Source organism: Rhizobium sullae (assembly GCF_900169785.1).
Classification (GTDB): Bacteria; Pseudomonadota; Alphaproteobacteria; order Rhizobiales; family Rhizobiaceae; genus Rhizobium; species Rhizobium sullae.
Genome location: NZ_FWER01000026.1, coordinates 28,398 through 45,248, shown reverse-complemented (window position 1 = coordinate 45,248; position 16,851 = coordinate 28,398). Strand labels below are relative to the sequence as shown.

The following is a 16,851-nucleotide window of genomic DNA, read 5'->3' as shown; positions in this document are numbered from 1 at the left end:
TTTCGCTTTTTGGCGGGAGGTGTTGATGCCGTGGAAAGAGACTTCGGTGATGGAGGAACGTCTACGTTTTGTCGCCCGGCTGCTGGAGGGCGAAGGCATGAGCGATGTGTGCCGGGAATTCGGCATCTCTCGCAAGACCGGCTACAAGATCTTCAATCGCTATAAGGATGACGGCCTGGAGGCGCTGACGGACCGGTCTCGACGGCCGGTGCGTTATGCAAACCAGTTGCCTGAGCCGGTCGAGGCGATGATCGTCTCGTGCAAGAAGAGCAAGCCGCATTGGGGTGCCAGGAAGATCAGAGAGCTTTTGGTGAAGCGCCTGGCCGGCGATGTGCGCGTCCCCGCCAAAAGCACGGTGCATGCCATTCTCGATCGGCACGGGCTGGTCGCCCATGCGCGCAAACGACAACGACATCGAGCCGAAGGGACAGCCTTGTCACAGGCATTACTGCCGAACGATCTGTGGTGTGCCGACTTCAAGGGCGAGTTCAAGCTCGGAGATGGCCGATACTGTTACCCATTGACGGTCACCGACCAGGCGTCACGTTATCTTCTCGCCTGCGAAGCCTTTCGACGCGTTCCGGCGGCTGTTTGCCGAATGTGGTCTGCCGACGGCGATCCGCAGCGACAACGGCTTGCCGTTCGCCAGCCCCAACGGGCTCTACAATCTGTCAAAGCTGTCGGTGTGGTGGCTGAGGCTCGGGATCACGCTGGAGCGCATCAGGCCGGGCCGTCCCCAACAAAACGGCCGGCATGAGCGCATGCACTTGACGCTGAAGAACGAGGCCACCCGTCCACCTGGCAAAAACATCCTCCAGCAGCAGGCCCGCTTCGACGCTTTCGTCAGCGAATTCAATCAAGAGCGGCCGCACGAGGCGCTCAACATGAAGGTGCCGGCCGATCTCTACGTCGCTTCGTCACGCCCTTATCAGGGCCTGCCGGAGATCGACTACCCCTTCCATGATCGAGATGCGCTGGTGACCAATTGCGGCCGCATCTGCATCTATCGCAAGAAGGTCAACATCTCGACCGTGCTGGCCGGCCAGAAACTGGGAATCAAGGAAGTCGACGACGGCATTTGGCTCGTCAGCTTCATGCATTATGATCTGGGATATATCGACCTGGAGCAGAGGACTTTGCAAACCATCGACAACCCGTTCGGCACGAGGTTGTCACCCATGTGTTAGGTACAAAGTGTTACCGATGTCTCCGGGTCGGACACAGTCCACATGGCGGTCTTGACAGGATATGAACCCACGACGCCCTTATCGTTCTGTGTGCCAGTGTCCGGTTTCATCAGGCCCCATATTTCGGGGCGAGATACACTGCCGGCGAACGCGACAGTCGGGTGTTGCCCTTGCGGCGACAATTACATCCCCCCAAAGGCCACATATTTCAGTTCAAGGAAACCCTCGATCCCGTACTTCGATCCCTCCCGCCCCATACCAGATTGCTTGATGCCGCCGAACGGCGCCATTTCATTGGCGATCATGCCGGTGTTGACGCCGACCATGCCGGCCTCAAGCGCTTCAGCGACCCGCCAGATACGGGCCATGTCCTTGGCATAGAAATAAGAGGCAAGACCGAATTCGCTGTCATTGGCCATGGCGATGACGTCGTTCTCGTCCTTGAACGAAATGAGCGGTGCCAGCGGCGCAAAGGTTTCCTCCTTGGCCACTTTCATCGCCTGCGTCACGCCGGTCACGACCGTCGGCTCGAAGAAAGTGCCGCCAAGCACGCTACGCTTACCCCCAGTGAGAACTGTCCCGCCATTGGCCATCGCATCGGCGACATGCTCTTCCATCTTCGCCACGGCCTTCTCATCGATCAGCGGCCCTTGGCTGACGCTGGCGTCTGTACCGCGGCCGAGCGAAAGACCCGAAACCTTCGCAAGTAGCTTTTCGGTGAATACTGCGGCGACGCTCTCCTGCACATAGATGCGGTTGGCGCACACGCAGGTCTGGCCGGCATTACGGAATTTGGAAATCATCGCGCCTTCGACGGCAGCGTCCAGATCCGCATCGTCGAAAACGATGAATGGCGCGTTACCGCCCAGTTCCAGCGACAGGCGCTTGATACCGTCGGCCGCTTCCTTCATCAGCCAGCGTCCGACGCCGGTGGAACCGGTGAAGGTAATCTTTGCGACCTTCGGATTGCGGCAGAACTCGATACCGATCGGCTTCGCCTCGCCGGTCACCACCGAAAACACGCCCTTCGGCACGCCGGCGCGCTGGGCAAGCACGGCGAGCGCCAGCGCCGACAGCGGCGTCTGCGAAGCCGGCTTGAGGATCATGCTGCAGCCGGCCGCGAGTGCCGGGCCTGCCTTGCGGGTGATCATGCCATTCGGGAAATTCCATGGCGTGATTGCCGCGCAGACGCCAACCGGTTGCTTCAGCACCATGATGCGTTGACCGGCATTGGGGCCGGGAATGATATCGCCATCGATGCGCTTTGCCTCTTCCGCGAACCATTCGAGATAGGCGGCGTTGGAGACGACCTCGCCCCTCGCCTCCGCCAGCGGCTTGCCCTGCTCGGTCGTCAGGATCAGCGCCAGATCATCGGCGTTTTCGACGATGAGCTCGTACCAGCGCTTGAGCACCTGCGCCCGCTCCTTGGCCGTGCGCCTTGCCCAGAGCTTCTGCGCGTCCGCAGCCGCATCGATCGCCCGGGCGACGACCGCCTGGCCGAGATCCGGCACATGGGCGATCAGCGCCCCGTCGAAGGGGTCCGTCACGGCAAATGACTTGCCGTCGGGTGCGGTGATCCACGCGCCGGCGACGAAAGCCTTGTCGGTGAGAAGGGCGGGGTCCTTGAGGGCAAGCGTGCGGCGCTCGGTCATGATGCGTGATCTCCTATAATCTTCAAAAGGGCGGGAACGGCCAGCGACAGGCCGGACATGAGAAGCAGGCCAAAGGCCAGGCGGCGGATCGACGGGGCAGACAAGGGCGGCGGCCACCGTTTGGCAACGAAGGTCATGATCATCACGACCGGAATGCAGAGCAGTCCCCACCAGAAACCGCCACGGGGCACATCGCCGCCAGCCGCGACCATAGCCAGCCGGATGACGGCATTGACGGCAAACACCGCCACCAGCGTTTCGCGGATACTGACCGCCGGCAAAGGCTGCCGGTAGAGATGATAGACCAGCGGCGGGCCGGCAGTGGAAAACAGACCGCCCATGAGACCGGCAATCACGCCGAAAACCGCGAAGGAAGCGCTTGACGACCGCACAGCCAACGGCTGAGGTTTCAGTGCAAGCTGCAGGCTCGAAGCGATGATAACGATGCCGAGCACAAGCTTCAGCCAGTCGATCGATGCCGAAACCATCACGCCCAGCAGCCAGTATCCGGCAGCAAGAGCGGCAAGGCTGGAGATGACGACCGGCCAGAATTCGGCCCAGGCAATGTCGCGCCAGCCGCGTGCGAGAACCTGCGCGGCATTGACGAGCACCGTGCAGCCGACGAGCACGGCAGCATCCGGCAGCGGTATCAGCCCGGAAAGCCCGATGCCGCCCATCATGATGAGGCCGAGGGCGAAACCGGTCAGGGTTTGCAAGTAGGCGGCAAGGCCCGCCAGCACCATAAGTCCCGCAAGACCGGCAGCGCTCATGGTCACAGGCCCCGAAGACCGGCAAACAGCGCTTCATCGGCGCAACCGGCCCGGTAGAAGACGGGCGGCTGTCCGAGCGGCGCGGCAATCCGAACCTTTTCGCCGCCGGCGAATGTTTCGCCCGTCCAGGCGTGAACCCAAAGCTCGCCCCGCGGCAGATAGACGACACGATCCGCCTGTGCTGCCTCCCAGATCGGCGCGACCAGCATGTCGGCGCCGTAGAGATAGCTGTCCTGGATTGCATAGGTCTCGCGATCGTCCTGGTGATGCAGGAACAGCGGCCGCTGCACCGGCAGACCCCGCGCAACCGCCTCGTCGGACAGCGATTTGAGATAGGGAGCAAGATGCCTGTAGATCCGCGTCATCCGGGCGAAATGCGACAGCACCTGCGGGTCCTGATCAATCTGCACGTTTTCGCGCGGGCGGTTGCCCTCGTGGCTGCGCATGACGGGCGTGAACGCTGCCATTTCGGCCCAGCGCATCAACAACTCCCGTGTGCGGACATTGCCGAAGAGGCTGGTATAGCCTCCGATGTCGGAGTGGTGATAGGCATTGCCGAGGAGGCCGGAAGACAGGGCAGCACAGATGACGGTGACCAGCCCGTCATGCCGGGAAAAATCGACCGACTGATCGCCGCCCCACAACAGCGGACAATGTTTCTGGACGCCGGTGAAGCCGGCGCGCATGAAAAACAGCGCCTCGCCGGTCTGGCCGCGGCTGGCAACCGCCTTCGCATTGACTTCCGCCCAAAGCGTCGGCCACTGGTTGTGCATCAGCTTGGCATCGATGCCGTTTGCGAGGTGCACGTCGACCGGCAGGTATTCGCCGAAGTCGGCCATCCATCCCGAAAGCCCATAGTCCAGCATCTTCTTGCCGATGATGTCCTCGGCAAACCATTCGGCCGCGGCCGGATTGGTGAAATCGACGACGCCGCAGTCGAATTCGCCAAAATCGACCAACGCCGTTTTGCCGCTTTCATCCGTGGCGAAGTAGCCCTCCGCTTCCGCGATTTCAAACAAAGGGCCATCGACGCAGAGGTAGGGGTTCACGTAACCCAGGAAGCGGATGCCATCATCGTTCAATTCGGCAATCCGTTGACGAAGACCTGGGTAGCGGGCCTCGTTTGCCTGCCAGTCCCAGAAGAGACGCACGCCGAATGAAGTCTGGCGCAGACCCACCCAGTCCTCGCACCATAGAGCGGAAACCTCGACACCGGCATCGCGCATCGACTGAAGCCGTGCAAAAGAATTTTCACCGTCCTTCAGGCCGATGATCGCGCCGTTGTAGACCCAGTCGGGAAGCGGCGGCTGACGCCCGAAGCGATCCGACAGCACCTCAACCAGTTCGACGAAGGTGGGCGCGGCGAAAAGCTCGATCCGCTCCGGGATTGCCCAGACCTCGATCTCGTGAAAGGTCCCGCGGCGGAAATCGAAGACGGAATAGGCAGATGTCTCCACATGCAAGGCATAAAGCGCCGAGGAAACATAGGTCGGTTGTGGATAGTTGGTGTTGAAATAATCGCCGCCCGCCCGATCCTTGACGTTCGATTTGAAGGTGATCTCGCTGGTCCTATCGCGGCCGACGCCCGGCTCCGAGGTCCACAAGGGAAACCGGCGGCCGCGCAGGTCGAAATAGGACATCTGTTCGCCTCCACCCCAGACGTGCTCGTCAGGCTCTGCCGAGACACGGATCCAGAGGCGGTTCAGGGACGCGTCGAGCGCCTTAAAGCCGATGGCGTGTTCATCGATGTTCAGGACAAGGCGCGCCGGCCGTCCCGCTCCATCCGATAAAAATACTTGGTTTCCGTCGATCTCCGCATGGGCAAGCGCACGACGCTCGATCACATAGTCCTCGATTTCGAAATTGCCGCGATACATGTCCATGCGCTCTTCACCATGTCCGGCAAAGATCGCTGGCATGGTTGCACTATGGTCAAGGATCGTCCGGCCTCGGAAGGAGAGAATGAAGCCGGTTTCTGTCTGTTCGAGGTTCATGAGATATCTTTCGGATATTGCACGTTCAATTCTGCGTCAGCCCGGCATCGACGATGAAGTTGGCGCCCGTGCATCCGCCGCTTTCGTCGGAGCCTAGAAACAGCGCCATACGGGCGACATGGCTTGCATCCAGTCTAAATTTCAGCGCCTGCAGTTCGATGAATTGCTGGTTCTGTTCCGGCGAGGTCCAGAGCTTCAGCTGCCGTTCGGTAACAATTGCGCCGGGCACGATGCAGTTGACCCGGATACCGGAGGGGCCGAGTTCACGGGCAAGCGTCTTGGTCATGCCGTTGATGGCGGCCTTGGCCGTGGTGTAGCCGACCATGCCGGGCCGGCCCCGCATCCAGGAAATCGAGCCCATCATGATGACCGATCCCGCTCCTTTCTCCACCATGCGCGGGCTGACTGCCTGCGTGGCGAAGAACTGGTGATCGAGATTGAGCGACAGCGCCCTGCGCCAGTTGTCCGGCTCGACGTCGCTCATCGCATGGCGATCGTCCTTGCCTGCATTGTTGACGAGGGTATCGATGCCGCCACACATCTGCTCTATCCCGGCAATGGCGACGCGCAAGGCCGCAATGTCAGTGATATCGCAGGCGGAAAAGGCAGCACCGGTTTCGGCGGCAAGTTTTGCCCCTTCGACCACGTCGATATCGATGAAGAAGACATTCGCGCCCTGCGCCGCGAAAGCCTTGACCATTTCCGCGCCGATCCCCGAAGCACCGCCGGTAATCAGCACGGCGCGGCGTTCGAGGGATGTATAGCGAACAGTCTCGTAGGTGGATGGCATGGATTAGACTTCCGGGTTGAAAAGAGGTTTTTGCAGCCCCGCAACATCGGTGCGCATAGCAAAGAGAGCTCCGGACAGAGGGAATGCTTCAAGCTCTTCCTCGGAACGGCCGATCCTGGCGCTGGTGCAATACAGTGTGCGCATATCCGAACCGCCGAAACTGACCATTGTCGGACATTTGACGGGCAGCGGATATTCGGCCAGCAGCGCGCCGTCCGGGCTGTAGCGCTGGACGCGCGCGCCCTCGAACAGCGCAATCCAGTAGCAGCCCTCGAGATCGATCGCGCCGCCATCCGGGCGGCCTTTGTCCGTTTCGCTGCCGAAGCGGGCGAAGACCTGCCGGTTGGACGCGGCGCCGGTTTCCGGTTCGTAGTCGTAGGTGTAGAGCGTGTAGCGCAGCGTATCGGCGTGGTAGAGTCGGCGCCCGTCTGGCGAAAAGGCGACGCCGTTCGAGGTCAGAAGGCTGTCGGCGAGTTGCGCCAATCCGTTGCGGTCGTACCTATAAAGTCCAGCAATGCCCTTTTCGCGGCTTTCATCCACCGTTCCGGCAATGAACCGGCCCATCGGATCGACCATGCCATCATTAAAGCGGCTGATCGTCTGGTCCTCCGGATTGTCGGCCAGCTTGCGAACCGGCGTGCCGTCCACATCAATCAGCCAGATTCCCGAACGCAACCCAGCGACGAAGCCTCCGCCCACAACGAGGCCGATACAGCCGACTTCCTCGGAGAGGTCGACGGTCGTCAAGCCGCCTGTCTGCGGATCGAAACGATGAATGCGGCGGCTCTTGATATCGACGAAATAGAGCGCCTGCTCGGCAACAGACCACAGGGGGCATTCGCCGAGCGAGGCCTTTGCATCGAGAACGAGGTCGAAGCCGGTTTGCACGGATGCGATCCTCAATAAGCAGCGGCAGGCGCGGCAACAGGAGCCGTCTGCCCCTTCAGCACGGCGAGCCAGTCAATGGCGCGACCGGTCATCATGGCGATGTCGGAAGCGATCGCTGCGAAATCGTAGCCGTAGCCGAGGAAGCGCGTCACCATGTCGGGATTGGGGCCGACGATGCCGACCGGCTTGCCGGCCGCATGCGCATCCTTGGCCGCCTTCTTGATCAGCGCCTGAACTTCGGGATGGGCGATATTGCCGATATGGCCCATGGCGGCCGACAAGTCGCCCGGCCCGACGAACAGCGCGTCGATGCCATCGACGGCGGCGATCTGAGGCAGCCGCGCGATTGCTTCCGGCGTTTCGAGCTGGACAATGGTGCAGACCTCGCTATTCGCCCGCTTCAGGTAGTCCGGGATCGTGCCGAATTTCGAGCCGCGATGAACGGCGGCGACGCCGCGAATGCCCTGTGGCGGATAACGGGTGTAGGACGCAGCCGCGCGCGCCTCCTCGGCCGTCTGCACGAAGGGCAGCATCACGGTGCGAGCACCGGCATCGAGCACGCGCTTGACCAGAACCTGATCGTTCCAGGCAAGCCGCACCACCGCCTCGGCCGGCGTGCAGCCGATGGCCCGCAGGATGCCTGCGACATCCGAGACCTCGACCGGCACATGCTCCATGTCGACGACGAGGAAATCGAAGCCGGCATAACCGAGCGCCTCGGCCGTTGCCGGTGCTGCCGCCATCAGCCATGTGCCGAGTGGGGTTGCCCGGTCCTGTTCGGCAAGCCATGCCTTGAAACGGTTGGTCAGGCTCATGGTCGTCTCCTCAATAGATCGCGGGATCGGGCACGACGGCCGTTCCGCTCAAGAAATCGAAATCGCAGCCCTGATCGGCCTGGCTGACATGCTGCTGGTAAAGCGCCGCGAAGGACCGCTGGTAGACCGGCGGGGCGGGTTTCCACTCCGCGCGCCGGCGGGCGATTTCCGCCTCGTCGACCTTCATGTTGATCGTCCCGGCCGTCACGTCGAGTTCGATCAGGTCGCCGGTCTTGAGCAGCGCCAGCGGTCCACCGATGGCCGCTTCGGGAGAGACGTGCAGGATGCAGGTGCCGTAATGCGTACCGCTCATGCGGCCATCGCAGATACGCACCATGTCGCGCACGCCTTGCTTCAGAAGCTTCATGGGGATCGGCAGATTGCCCCATTCCGGCATGCCCGGCGCGCCGACCGGACCGGCGTTGCGCAGCACGATCACCGTATCCTCGGTGATATCCAGATCGGGATCGTCGAGCGTTTTGTTCATGACGCCAGGATCGTCGAAGACGATCGCCGGGCCGACATGCTTCAGGAATTTCGGATTGGCCGCAGAGGACTTCATGACGGCACCGTTAGGCGCCAGATTGCCGCGCAGCACCTCCAGCGTCTTGCCGCGCGACAGCGGCACCACCGGGTTGTCCTCACCACGAATGACATCGTCGTTCCAGCACTCCGCGCCGGCGATGTTTTCGCCGAGCGTCTGGCCGTTGACCGTCGGCCGGGCGAGGTCGAGGTGACGGGAAAATTTGTTCAGCAGCGCCAGGAGGCCGCCGGCGAAGTAAAAATCCTCCATCAGGTATTCGCCCGACGGAAAGACATTAGCTGCGACCGGCACCTTGCCGGCCATCGCTGCCATGTCGTCCAGCGACAGATCGATACCGGCGCGGCGCGCCATCGCGACCAGATGGACGGCCGCATTGGTGGAGCCGCCGAGCGCCATATACGCAACGAGGCCGTTGAGGAAACTCGCCTTGTCGAGGATGTCGGAAGGTTTCAGGTCTTCCCAGACCATCTCGACTATGCGCACGCCGCAGGCTGACGCCATGCGCGGATGGCCGGAATCGGTCGCCGGGATCGAGGACGCGCCGGGCAAGGTCAACCCCATCGCATCGACGATCGAGGTCATGGTCGACGCCGTGCCGATCGTGTTACAGGTGCCGACGGAGCGGGTCATCCGACTTTCAAGATCGACCCAGTCATCCTGCGTGATATTGCCGGCGCGAAGTTCGTCCCAGTATTTCTTGGTGTGCGTCCCTGCCCCGGTCTTCATGCCGCGCCACTGTCCGTTCGACATCGGCCCGGCCGGGCAATAAATCACCGGAACATCCATGGAGATCGCGCCCATCAAAAGCGCCGGCGTGGACTTGTCGCAGCCGCCGAGCAGCACGGCACCATCGACCGGATGCGAACGCAACAGTTCCTCACACTCCATCGCTAAAAAATTGCGATAGAGCATCGTCGTCGGCTTCACCATCACCTCGCCGACCGACAGGGCCGGCATCTCGACAGGATAGCCGCCCGCTTGCCAGACGCCGCGCTTGACGGCTTCTGCCCGGTCGCGCAGATGCGCATGGCAGGGGCTCATCTCGCTCCAGGTGTTGATGATGCCGATCACCGGCCGGCCCATGAACTCGTCTCGGCGCATACCCATCTGCTGCGTGCGCTGCCGGTGGGCAAAGCCGCGCATGTCGTCGGAAGCGAACCAGCGCTGACTGCGCAGTTCCGAAAGATCGCGTTTTTTCTTCACATCGCTCATCCCTTGATCCCGCCCGCGGTCAGGCCGGAGACAACACGCTCCTGGAAGATGACGATCAGGATGGCGACCGGCACGATGCCGACGACCAGTGCTGCCGAGATGACGGGCCAGGGGAAGGCGAATTCGCCCTGATAGAGCTGGATGCCGACCGGCAGCGTGCGCAGCGACGGATTGGAGTTGAACGACAGCGCCAGCAGGAACTCATCCCATGCGTTGACGAAAGCAAGGATGCCGGCGGTGAATACACCGGGCGCGCAGAGCGGCACCACCACTTTGAACAGTGCGCCCATGCGCGTGCAGCCGTCGATCATCGCGGCATTTTCCAGATCACGGGGGATACCTTCGAAGAAGGACACCAGCATCAAAGTACAGACCGGGAGGCTCAGCACCGTGTAGGGCAGGATCAGCGCCGTCCAGCTGTTCAGGAGATTGAGCGTTCGCATGATCTCGAACAACGGTACCAGCAACGTCACGAGCGGGAAGGTCGAGACAGCAATGATCAGCGACAGGATCAGCCCGCGATAAGCGAGGTTGAGCCGGGCCAGCGCATAGGCCGCCAGCACCGAGACGAGCAGGGTCAGCGCAGTGGAAAGCAGGGCCACCATGAAGCTATTGAACAGGAAGACGTGCAGCGGCTGGTCAGAAAAAGCCTGCACATAGTTCTGCACGGTCGGCGCATGCGGGATCCAGGTAATGGGCTTAGCCGTCAGCTCGGCTTCCGTCTTCAGCGAAGTGAAGAGGATCCAGAGCGCCGGGAACATGCCGTTGACGAGCAGGATGGCCGCCGCAATGAAGCGAAGCGACCTGCCGGACAGGAAGGAGGTCGAACCGGAGGCGGTGGCGATACTCATGACGATTACTCCTTGGTCCGGATCATGCGCAGATAGACGGCCGTCACGCACATGGAGAGAGCGAACATGACCACGGCGAGTGCCGACCCATAGCCGAGATCGAGGAAGGAAACGGTGTTCTGATGGATGTACATCGCAAGCGTCGAGGTGGAAGTGCCGGGCCCGCCGCCGGTCATCATGTAAGGGATATCGAAGGTCTGCAGCGCGGTGATCGTCCGGAAGATCAGTGCCACGACAATCGAGGGCTTCAACAACGGCAGCGTAATTTCGAAGAATTGGCGCAGGGGGCCGGCGCCATCGACATCCGCAGCTTCAAAGAGCGAGCGCGGAATGGTCTGTAGGCCCGCCAGAATGATCAGCGCCATGAAGGACGAGGTCTTCCAGATGATGGTCAGGCAGATGGCGGCGAAGGCCCAGTTCGGAGAATTGAACCAGATGATCCCCTCGAAGCCGAGACGGTTCAGCACGTCGTTGACGACACCATATTCCGAATGGAAGAACCACGCGAAGATCAGGCCGGCGAAAGACAACGGAAGTGCCCAGGGAATGAGCAGCGACAGACGGACCGGCCATTGCATTGCAAAAGGAAGGTTCGCCATCAGGGCGAGACCAAGCCCGACCAACAGAGCACCGGGAACGGTGATCAGCGTGATCAACACTGTGTTCCAGGTGGTTTCCCAGAAAACCGGGTCGTCGATCATCAGCCGGTAATTATCCAGCCCGACAAACTCGGCCGGCAGGCCCGAGGTCAGAGACAGATTGAAAAAGCTGGTATAGGCGAGCCGGCAGACCGGGTAGCCGATGATCAGCGCCAGGAGAATTGCGGCCGGCGCCAAGAGCAGCCCGGCCAGCGAACGGTCGCTGAGGTCAAGCCAGCGCGTCCAATTGGCAGGTTGGGCTTCATGTGCGTCTGTCGCTTTGAATGTGGTTGTCGTCGCCATGGCTTCGTTCCGAAACATTGAGAGGGTTGGATGGCAGGCCTTTGCCTCGCAAGCGAAAGGTCGCTCGTCCACCCCTTGAGAAAGTCTCCCCTCCCCGGACGACAGGGAGGGGATTAAGCAAGGCGTTAAGGGCGCCTCACCGCAGGATACGCTTCAGGCGTGCCTCGATCTGGTCGGCGCCATCTTCCGGCGTCGTTACACCGGCAAGAACGGCGTTGACGGTCGTGCGGATGACTTCGCTCACTTCGTTGTAGCGCGGCGTCACTGGACGCGGCTTGGCGGTCTCGACCACCTGCAGCGCATCTGCAAACCATGGCGCGCTCTTCGTCACTTCAGCGTCCTGGTAGAGGCCGGCATAGGTCGGTAGGAGCGAGCCGTTGATGGCCATGAACTTCGAAACGTCTTGCGAGGACAGGTATTCAACCAGCTTCTTCGCCTCGTCCTGATGTTCGGAATAGGCCGACACACCCCACTCCCAGCCGCCGAGGCAGGTCGCCTGCTCGCCGCCGGTCATGGCCGGTAGACGAGCGACGCCGACCTTGCCAGCAACGGCCGATTCCTTGCCCTGAGCCTGCGCCCAGGCATAGGACCAGTTGACGGCAAAGATCACGTTGCCAGCCTGGAACTCCTTGCGCGTGTCGTCGGTGCCGACTTCGGCTATATTCTTCTTGGAGACGCCCTCGTCGGCAAAGCTCTTCCAGAGGCTGAGCGACTTGATCGCCGCGTCGCGATCGAAGGTCAGGCGACCGTTGTCGGTCAGCACCTTGCCCTGGCTCCAATACGGCAAAAGGAAGGTGCAGACGGCGCCCTCGATCGCCTTGCCCTGGAACGACAGGCCCTGGAGATTGGCATTTCCTTCGCCTTCGGCAATTTTCTTGGCCGCAACCTTCAGTTCGTCCCATGTCTTGGGCGGCGCGATGCCATATTTCTCCAGAAGATCCTTGCGATAGTAGAGGAACTGCGAATCCGCGAAGGCCGGCAGGGCGATCACCTTGCCATCGACGGTGTTGGCGCCCGCATAGGCCGGCAGGTAGGACGACATGTCCTTATCCGCGAAATCACTGGTCCAGCCGGCAGCGGCAAACTGCGCCGGGCGAATGACGTCGAGGATCAAGACGTCGAGCGAGGTATCCTTGGCCGACATCACGGTGTTGAGATACTGCGCCTGAGCTTCGGACGTATTGCCGCCGGTCTCGATCTTGACCTTCACATCCGGATTGGCGGCTTCGTACTTGTCGAGCGCCTTGCGCCAGACGTCCGGCTGGTGCTGGCTGGAGATGTAGATGTTCAGCGCCGTCTCGGCCGAAGCCGGCATCGCGAAGGCCAGCATCGTGCCACAGAGCAATGCACCGGCGAATTTCGGAAAAGCGGTTAATTTCGAAAAAGTCATGATTTCCTCCCGGTTGGTTTGTGGTGGCGCGGTGTTGGCATCCTCCCCGCGCGGGCTCGTCAATGGACGGCGCGTTCTGTTGCGGCGTCAAAGAGATGAATTTTTGTCGGATCGACGCCGATCTGTAGCGTTTCGCCCGCCTTCATGCGCGTTTCCGGCGGCATCCGAGCCGTCAGGGTCTCGTTGCCGACGGCGAAATGAACGAGCGTATCGGAGCCGAGCGGCTCGACGACCTGAACGTGACAAGTCAGGGCAACGTCGGATGCATTGGCGCTGAAGTGTTCCGGGCGGATCCCGAGGATGAACTCGCGGCCGTCGACGGTCCCGGCATGACCGGCGGCACGGATCGCCGACAGGGGCAACCGGTCGCCATTTGCGAAGACCAGATTGTCGCGATCCGCCTTGGCTCTCGCAAAATTCATCGCGGGTGATCCGACAAAACCGCCGACAAAAACGCTTGCCGGGCGGTTATAGACCTCGTCCGGTGTTCCCACCTGCTCGATCTCGCCACCACGCAGGATGACAATCCGGTCGGCGAGCGTCATGGCCTCGACTTGGTCATGGGTGACGTAGATGATCGTCGTGCCGATCGCCTGGTGCAGCTTCTTGATTTCGGTCCGGACTTGGCCGCGCAATTTCGCATCCAGATTGGACAACGGCTCATCGAAGAGAAACACCTGCGGACGGCGGACGATCGCGCGGCCCATGGCGACTCGCTGGCGCTGACCGCCGGAGAGTTGACCAGGCCGGCGGTCGAGCAGGTGGGCAATGCCAAGCATGTTGGCAGCCTCGTCGACCCGCACAGCAGCTTCACCGGCATTGATGCCGCGCACCTTCAGGCTGAAGCCCATATTCTCGCGCACCGTCTTGTGCGGATAGAGCGCATAATCCTGAAACACCATGGCGATATCGCGCTCACGTGGCGCCAACCGGTTGACGACACGGTCGCCGATCCTGACTTCGCCGGCGGTGATCGATTCCAAGCCGGCCACCATGCGCAAAGTGGTGGATTTGCCGCAGCCGGAGGGGCCAACAAAGACGACGAACTCGCCGTCGGCAATCTCCAGGTCGATACCCTTAACGATCCGAAGGGCGCCATAACTCTTGTCCAGCGCCCGCAGGCTCACTCCCGCCATTTCAACCTCCCGCAGATGGCACCTCATCCCGTGCCCATCGCTATTTCTTGACTCAATAATAGCGCTACGATTTTTCTTTTGCAAGCGGGACTGCTCAAAACCGGCTCGCGAGATACTGATAAGCCGATGCGGGCGCCGTTAATGTGGTGATTTACCGAGCCATGTCAGATAATTAAGCTATTATCTGCCAATGGGAATTGTTCCTGGGAAAACCATGGGCTATCATGCACTGGAATAATAGCGCTATTATATCGACAGGAAGAATGGTGGATACTCGACGCTCCGTTAAGCCGACACGCAAACGCCGCAAGATGCAGCGTGTCACAATGATGGATGTCGCGGCACGGGCGGAGGTTTCACCCTCTACCGTCTCGCTCTATCTGCGCAAGCCGGACGCCGTATCAGCGTCGGCCAGCGAGGCGATCGCAAAATCCATCGAAGCTCTCAATTATGTCCCGAACCTGATGGCGGGAGGGCTCGCAGCCGCCTCTTCCCGCGCCGTCAGCATCATCGTGCCATCGGTGCGAAATGCCTTTTTCGCCGAAACAGTTGCAACCATGCAGACGGAGCTGGGCAAGGAGCGGCTGCAGGTCCTGCTCGGCCACACTGAATACAGCGAGCGCGAGGAGGAAAACCTCGTTCGCATGGCGTTGTCCTGGGCGCCGGCGGCGATTGTGCTGACGGGGCTTAGCCACAGCAATGCAACCAGAAAGCTCTTGCGCGAAAGCTGCGTGCCGGTGGTCGAAATCTGGGAGCTCGGTTCGGAGCCGATCGATATGGCCGTCGGCTTCCACCACGAACAGGTCGGCCGGTCAGCAGCTACCCATCTCGTCCAGCGCAACCGTCGCAAGCTCGTCTTTCTCGGCGCCCGCCTGCAGGAAGACAAGAGAGCGGCGCATCGGGCCGAAGGATTTGTCGAGGAAGCCCGCAAGACCCCAGGCATCACTGCCGAAGTCATCAAGCATCCAGCGCCGTCGAGCGCCGAAGTGGGCGCAATGCTGCTTGGCGAAACGATGCGCACGTTCCCCGATGTGGACGGTATCGCCTGCTCCAACGACCATATGGCGCTCGGCGTGATCTTCGAATGCCAGCGGCTTGGCATCGACATTCCGGGGCAGCTCTCGGTCGTCGGCTTCGGAGATCTGAGCTTCAGTGCCGCTTCCAACCCGTCCCTGACCACCATTCGTCCGCCGGGAGATCTGATCGGCACCGAGGCGGCGCGTTTGATCCTTGAGCGCATCGCTCATGGTGGAGAGAGGACGCCGACGGTGATCGACACCCGTTTCACCCTGCTTCATCGGCAAAGCAGCTAGCGGTAAAACACCGCAACGATCGAAAATTTGATCTACAAATGGAGGAAGATCAAAAGTACCATTTCTTCCCCTATTCCCTGAACGGCTGCTACGACAGACAATTATGCGCAGGGCCGGGCCGCAAAAACAAGAGAATCCGCGCTGCACATGGCGCCATAGGACGGGAGACATCATTTATGACCAAAGCCTGCGAAGTCAGCTGGTTTTCCGCTCTATGTGACGACGACTACGAGTTTCTCGGCGTCCCGGATCCGCAGTTGCAATCGAGCTTCGAACACTGTCGCGATATCGTGCTGCAGGCTGAAAGCGGCGGCTTCGACAATATCCTGCTTCCCTCGGGGTATGCGCTGGGCATCGATACCACCGCGTTTGCCTCCGCGATGGCCGTGCTCACACGCCGCATCAAGCTGCTGATGGCTGTTCGGGCCGGCGAAAGCTGGCCGGCACAACTGGCCCGCCAGATCGCTACCATCGACCGCATCGCCAATGGGCGCCTGTCGGTCAACATCATTTCCAGCGAAATGCCCGGCGAAACTCTTGCAAGCGGCCCACGTTATGCCCGCACGATCGAGGCCATGTCGATCCTGCGCACCCTGCTTAACGGTAAGCCGCTCGACCACGACGGTACGTTCTGGAAGCTGAAAGTCGATCCGCCGCGCATCACCCCGGTCTCCGGACATTGCCCGCAGTTCTATTTCGGCGGCCTCTCAGAGGATGCTCGCGACGCGGCGGCGAAAGGTGCTGATATCTATCTGATGTGGCCGGACCGCATGGAGGTTGTGCGCGAAACGATTGCTGATCTTCGCAGCCGTGCGGCAAGTCGCAGCCGGACGCTCCGATTCGGTTACCGCGTACACGTCATCGTTCGTGAAACAGAAGCAGCGGCGCGGATAGCTGCTGACCGTCTGCTGTCGAAGCTTGACGATGCGGCCGGCGCAGCGATCCGTGCCAAATCGCTGGACAGCCAGTCTGTGGGCGTGCGGCGCCAGGCGGAACTACGCGAAGAGGCAGGCAACGAGGGCTACATCGAAGATAACCTATGGACAGGTATTGGCCGCGCCCGTTCCGGCTGCGGTGCTGCGATCGTCGGCGATCCGGACCAGGTTCTTGCAAAGCTGCGGGCCTACCGGGCGGAAGGTATTGAAGCTTTTATCCTCTCGGGCTATCCGCACGCGGCCGAGGCTGACTTATTTTCCCGTCACGTCTTATCTCGATTGGATCACGGCCCACTTTGATGGGAACACTATCTGCAACAAGCCCCGCGTCGGAGTTCGAATTGCGGCCCGCAGTACTTCGGTGCTGGCAAAATCCCTGCTCTTGAACGGATTCGAACCCTCGGCACGGTAGAGTGTTACCAGCTCGACAGGA

13 protein-coding genes and 1 pseudogene are annotated in these 16,851 nt (G+C 61.2%); 3 read left to right on the top strand and 11 right to left on the bottom strand.

Features of this window, described 5'->3' with window-relative positions:
* Positions 1 to 25 precede the first annotated feature (25 nt).
* Positions 26 to 1,187, top strand: a pseudogene (locus tag BN1800_RS22460) (integrase core domain-containing protein).
* Between the two features lie 182 nt (positions 1,188 to 1,369).
* Here BN1800_RS22460 and BN1800_RS22455 read toward each other — a convergent pair.
* The 11 genes from BN1800_RS22455 to BN1800_RS22405 form a co-directional block, all read right to left on the bottom strand.
* On the bottom strand, positions 1,370 to 2,839 hold the full coding sequence (locus tag BN1800_RS22455) for an NAD-dependent succinate-semialdehyde dehydrogenase (RefSeq protein WP_087001208.1): 1,470 nt from the start codon (positions 2,837 to 2,839) through the stop codon (positions 1,370 to 1,372).
* Positions 2,836 to 3,609 (bottom strand): sulfite exporter TauE/SafE family protein, encoded by a 774-nt coding sequence (locus tag BN1800_RS22450; RefSeq protein ID WP_087001206.1) that lies wholly within the window; start codon positions 3,607 to 3,609, stop codon positions 2,836 to 2,838. Before BN1800_RS22450 ends, BN1800_RS22455 begins: the two co-directional genes overlap by 4 nt.
* Positions 3,610 to 3,611: 2 nt before the next feature.
* The gene (locus BN1800_RS22445) at positions 3,612 to 5,603 is read right to left on the bottom strand and encodes an alpha-glucosidase (RefSeq protein WP_087001204.1); all 1,992 of its coding nucleotides are present in this window, start codon (positions 5,601 to 5,603) and stop codon (positions 3,612 to 3,614) included.
* A 25-nt stretch (positions 5,604 to 5,628) separates the two neighbouring features.
* On the bottom strand, positions 5,629 to 6,393 hold the full coding sequence (locus tag BN1800_RS22440; protein WP_087001202.1) for an SDR family NAD(P)-dependent oxidoreductase: 765 nt from the start codon (positions 6,391 to 6,393) through the stop codon (positions 5,629 to 5,631).
* 3 nt (positions 6,394 to 6,396) lie between these two features.
* A complete protein-coding gene (locus tag BN1800_RS22435) occupies positions 6,397 to 7,281 on the bottom strand; it encodes an SMP-30/gluconolactonase/LRE family protein (protein WP_087001200.1) in 885 nt (294 codons plus the stop codon).
* Between the two features lie 11 nt (positions 7,282 to 7,292).
* Positions 7,293 to 8,096 (bottom strand): HpcH/HpaI aldolase family protein, encoded by an 804-nt coding sequence (locus tag BN1800_RS22430; protein WP_087001198.1) that lies wholly within the window; start codon positions 8,094 to 8,096, stop codon positions 7,293 to 7,295.
* Between the two features lie 10 nt (positions 8,097 to 8,106).
* Complete coding sequence (gene araD, locus BN1800_RS22425; protein WP_087001196.1) at positions 8,107 to 9,852, bottom strand: L-arabinonate dehydratase; 1,746 nt, start codon at positions 9,850 to 9,852, stop codon at positions 8,107 to 8,109.
* Positions 9,849 to 10,703 carry a carbohydrate ABC transporter permease gene (locus BN1800_RS22420; protein ID WP_087001194.1) on the bottom strand — a complete coding sequence of 285 codons (855 nt, stop codon included), beginning with the start codon at positions 10,701 to 10,703 and terminating at the stop codon, positions 9,849 to 9,851. Before BN1800_RS22420 ends, araD begins: the two co-directional genes overlap by 4 nt.
* Before the next feature lie 5 nt (positions 10,704 to 10,708).
* Positions 10,709 to 11,644, bottom strand: coding sequence for a carbohydrate ABC transporter permease (locus BN1800_RS22415; protein WP_087001254.1), 936 nt, complete (start codon positions 11,642 to 11,644; stop codon positions 10,709 to 10,711).
* A 136-nt stretch (positions 11,645 to 11,780) separates the two neighbouring features.
* Complete coding sequence (locus BN1800_RS22410) at positions 11,781 to 13,034, bottom strand: ABC transporter substrate-binding protein (RefSeq protein ID WP_087001191.1); 1,254 nt, start codon at positions 13,032 to 13,034, stop codon at positions 11,781 to 11,783.
* 59 nt (positions 13,035 to 13,093) lie between these two features.
* Positions 13,094 to 14,170: an ABC transporter ATP-binding protein gene (locus BN1800_RS22405; protein ID WP_087001190.1), complete on the bottom strand. Its 1,077-nt coding sequence runs from the start codon at positions 14,168 to 14,170 to the stop codon at positions 13,094 to 13,096.
* Between the two features lie 263 nt (positions 14,171 to 14,433).
* On the opposite strand from BN1800_RS22405, the gene BN1800_RS22400 reads away from it, so the two are divergent.
* Together BN1800_RS22400 and BN1800_RS22395 are read left to right on the top strand one after the other, a co-directional pair.
* Positions 14,434 to 15,483, top strand: a complete 1,050-nt coding sequence (locus BN1800_RS22400) for a LacI family DNA-binding transcriptional regulator (protein ID WP_087001189.1) — start codon at positions 14,434 to 14,436, stop codon at positions 15,481 to 15,483.
* A 176-nt stretch (positions 15,484 to 15,659) separates the two neighbouring features.
* Entirely contained in the window at positions 15,660 to 16,718 is a 1,059-nt protein-coding gene (locus BN1800_RS22395; RefSeq protein ID WP_087001187.1) for an LLM class flavin-dependent oxidoreductase, read from the top strand.
* Positions 16,719 to 16,851: the final 133 nt, after the last annotated feature.

Bases quoted from the DNA above. Each gene is read 5' to 3' on its own strand.
- BN1800_RS22455 (WP_087001208.1), bottom strand. From the start codon at position 2,839: ATGACCGAGCGCCGCACGCTTGCCCTCAAGGACCCCGCCCTTCTCACC.
- BN1800_RS22450 (WP_087001206.1), bottom strand. From the start codon at position 3,609: ATGAGCGCTGCCGGTCTTGCGGGACTTATGGTGCTGGCGGGCCTTGCC.
- BN1800_RS22445 (WP_087001204.1), bottom strand. From the start codon at position 5,603: ATGAACCTCGAACAGACAGAAACCGGCTTCATTCTCTCCTTCCGAGGC.
- BN1800_RS22440 (WP_087001202.1), bottom strand. From the start codon at position 6,393: ATGCCATCCACCTACGAGACTGTTCGCTATACATCCCTCGAACGCCGC.
- BN1800_RS22430 (WP_087001198.1), bottom strand. From the start codon at position 8,096: ATGAGCCTGACCAACCGTTTCAAGGCATGGCTTGCCGAACAGGACCGG.
- araD (WP_087001196.1), bottom strand. From the start codon at position 9,852: ATGAGCGATGTGAAGAAAAAACGCGATCTTTCGGAACTGCGCAGTCAG.
- BN1800_RS22420 (WP_087001194.1), bottom strand. From the start codon at position 10,703: ATGAGTATCGCCACCGCCTCCGGTTCGACCTCCTTCCTGTCCGGCAGG.
- BN1800_RS22415 (WP_087001254.1), bottom strand. From the start codon at position 11,644: ATGGCGACGACAACCACATTCAAAGCGACAGACGCACATGAAGCCCAA.
- BN1800_RS22410 (WP_087001191.1), bottom strand. From the start codon at position 13,034: ATGACTTTTTCGAAATTAACCGCTTTTCCGAAATTCGCCGGTGCATTG.
- BN1800_RS22405 (WP_087001190.1), bottom strand. From the start codon at position 14,170: ATGGCGGGAGTGAGCCTGCGGGCGCTGGACAAGAGTTATGGCGCCCTT.
- BN1800_RS22400 (WP_087001189.1), top strand. From the start codon at position 14,434: ATGGTGGATACTCGACGCTCCGTTAAGCCGACACGCAAACGCCGCAAG.
- BN1800_RS22395 (WP_087001187.1), top strand. From the start codon at position 15,660: ATGACCAAAGCCTGCGAAGTCAGCTGGTTTTCCGCTCTATGTGACGAC.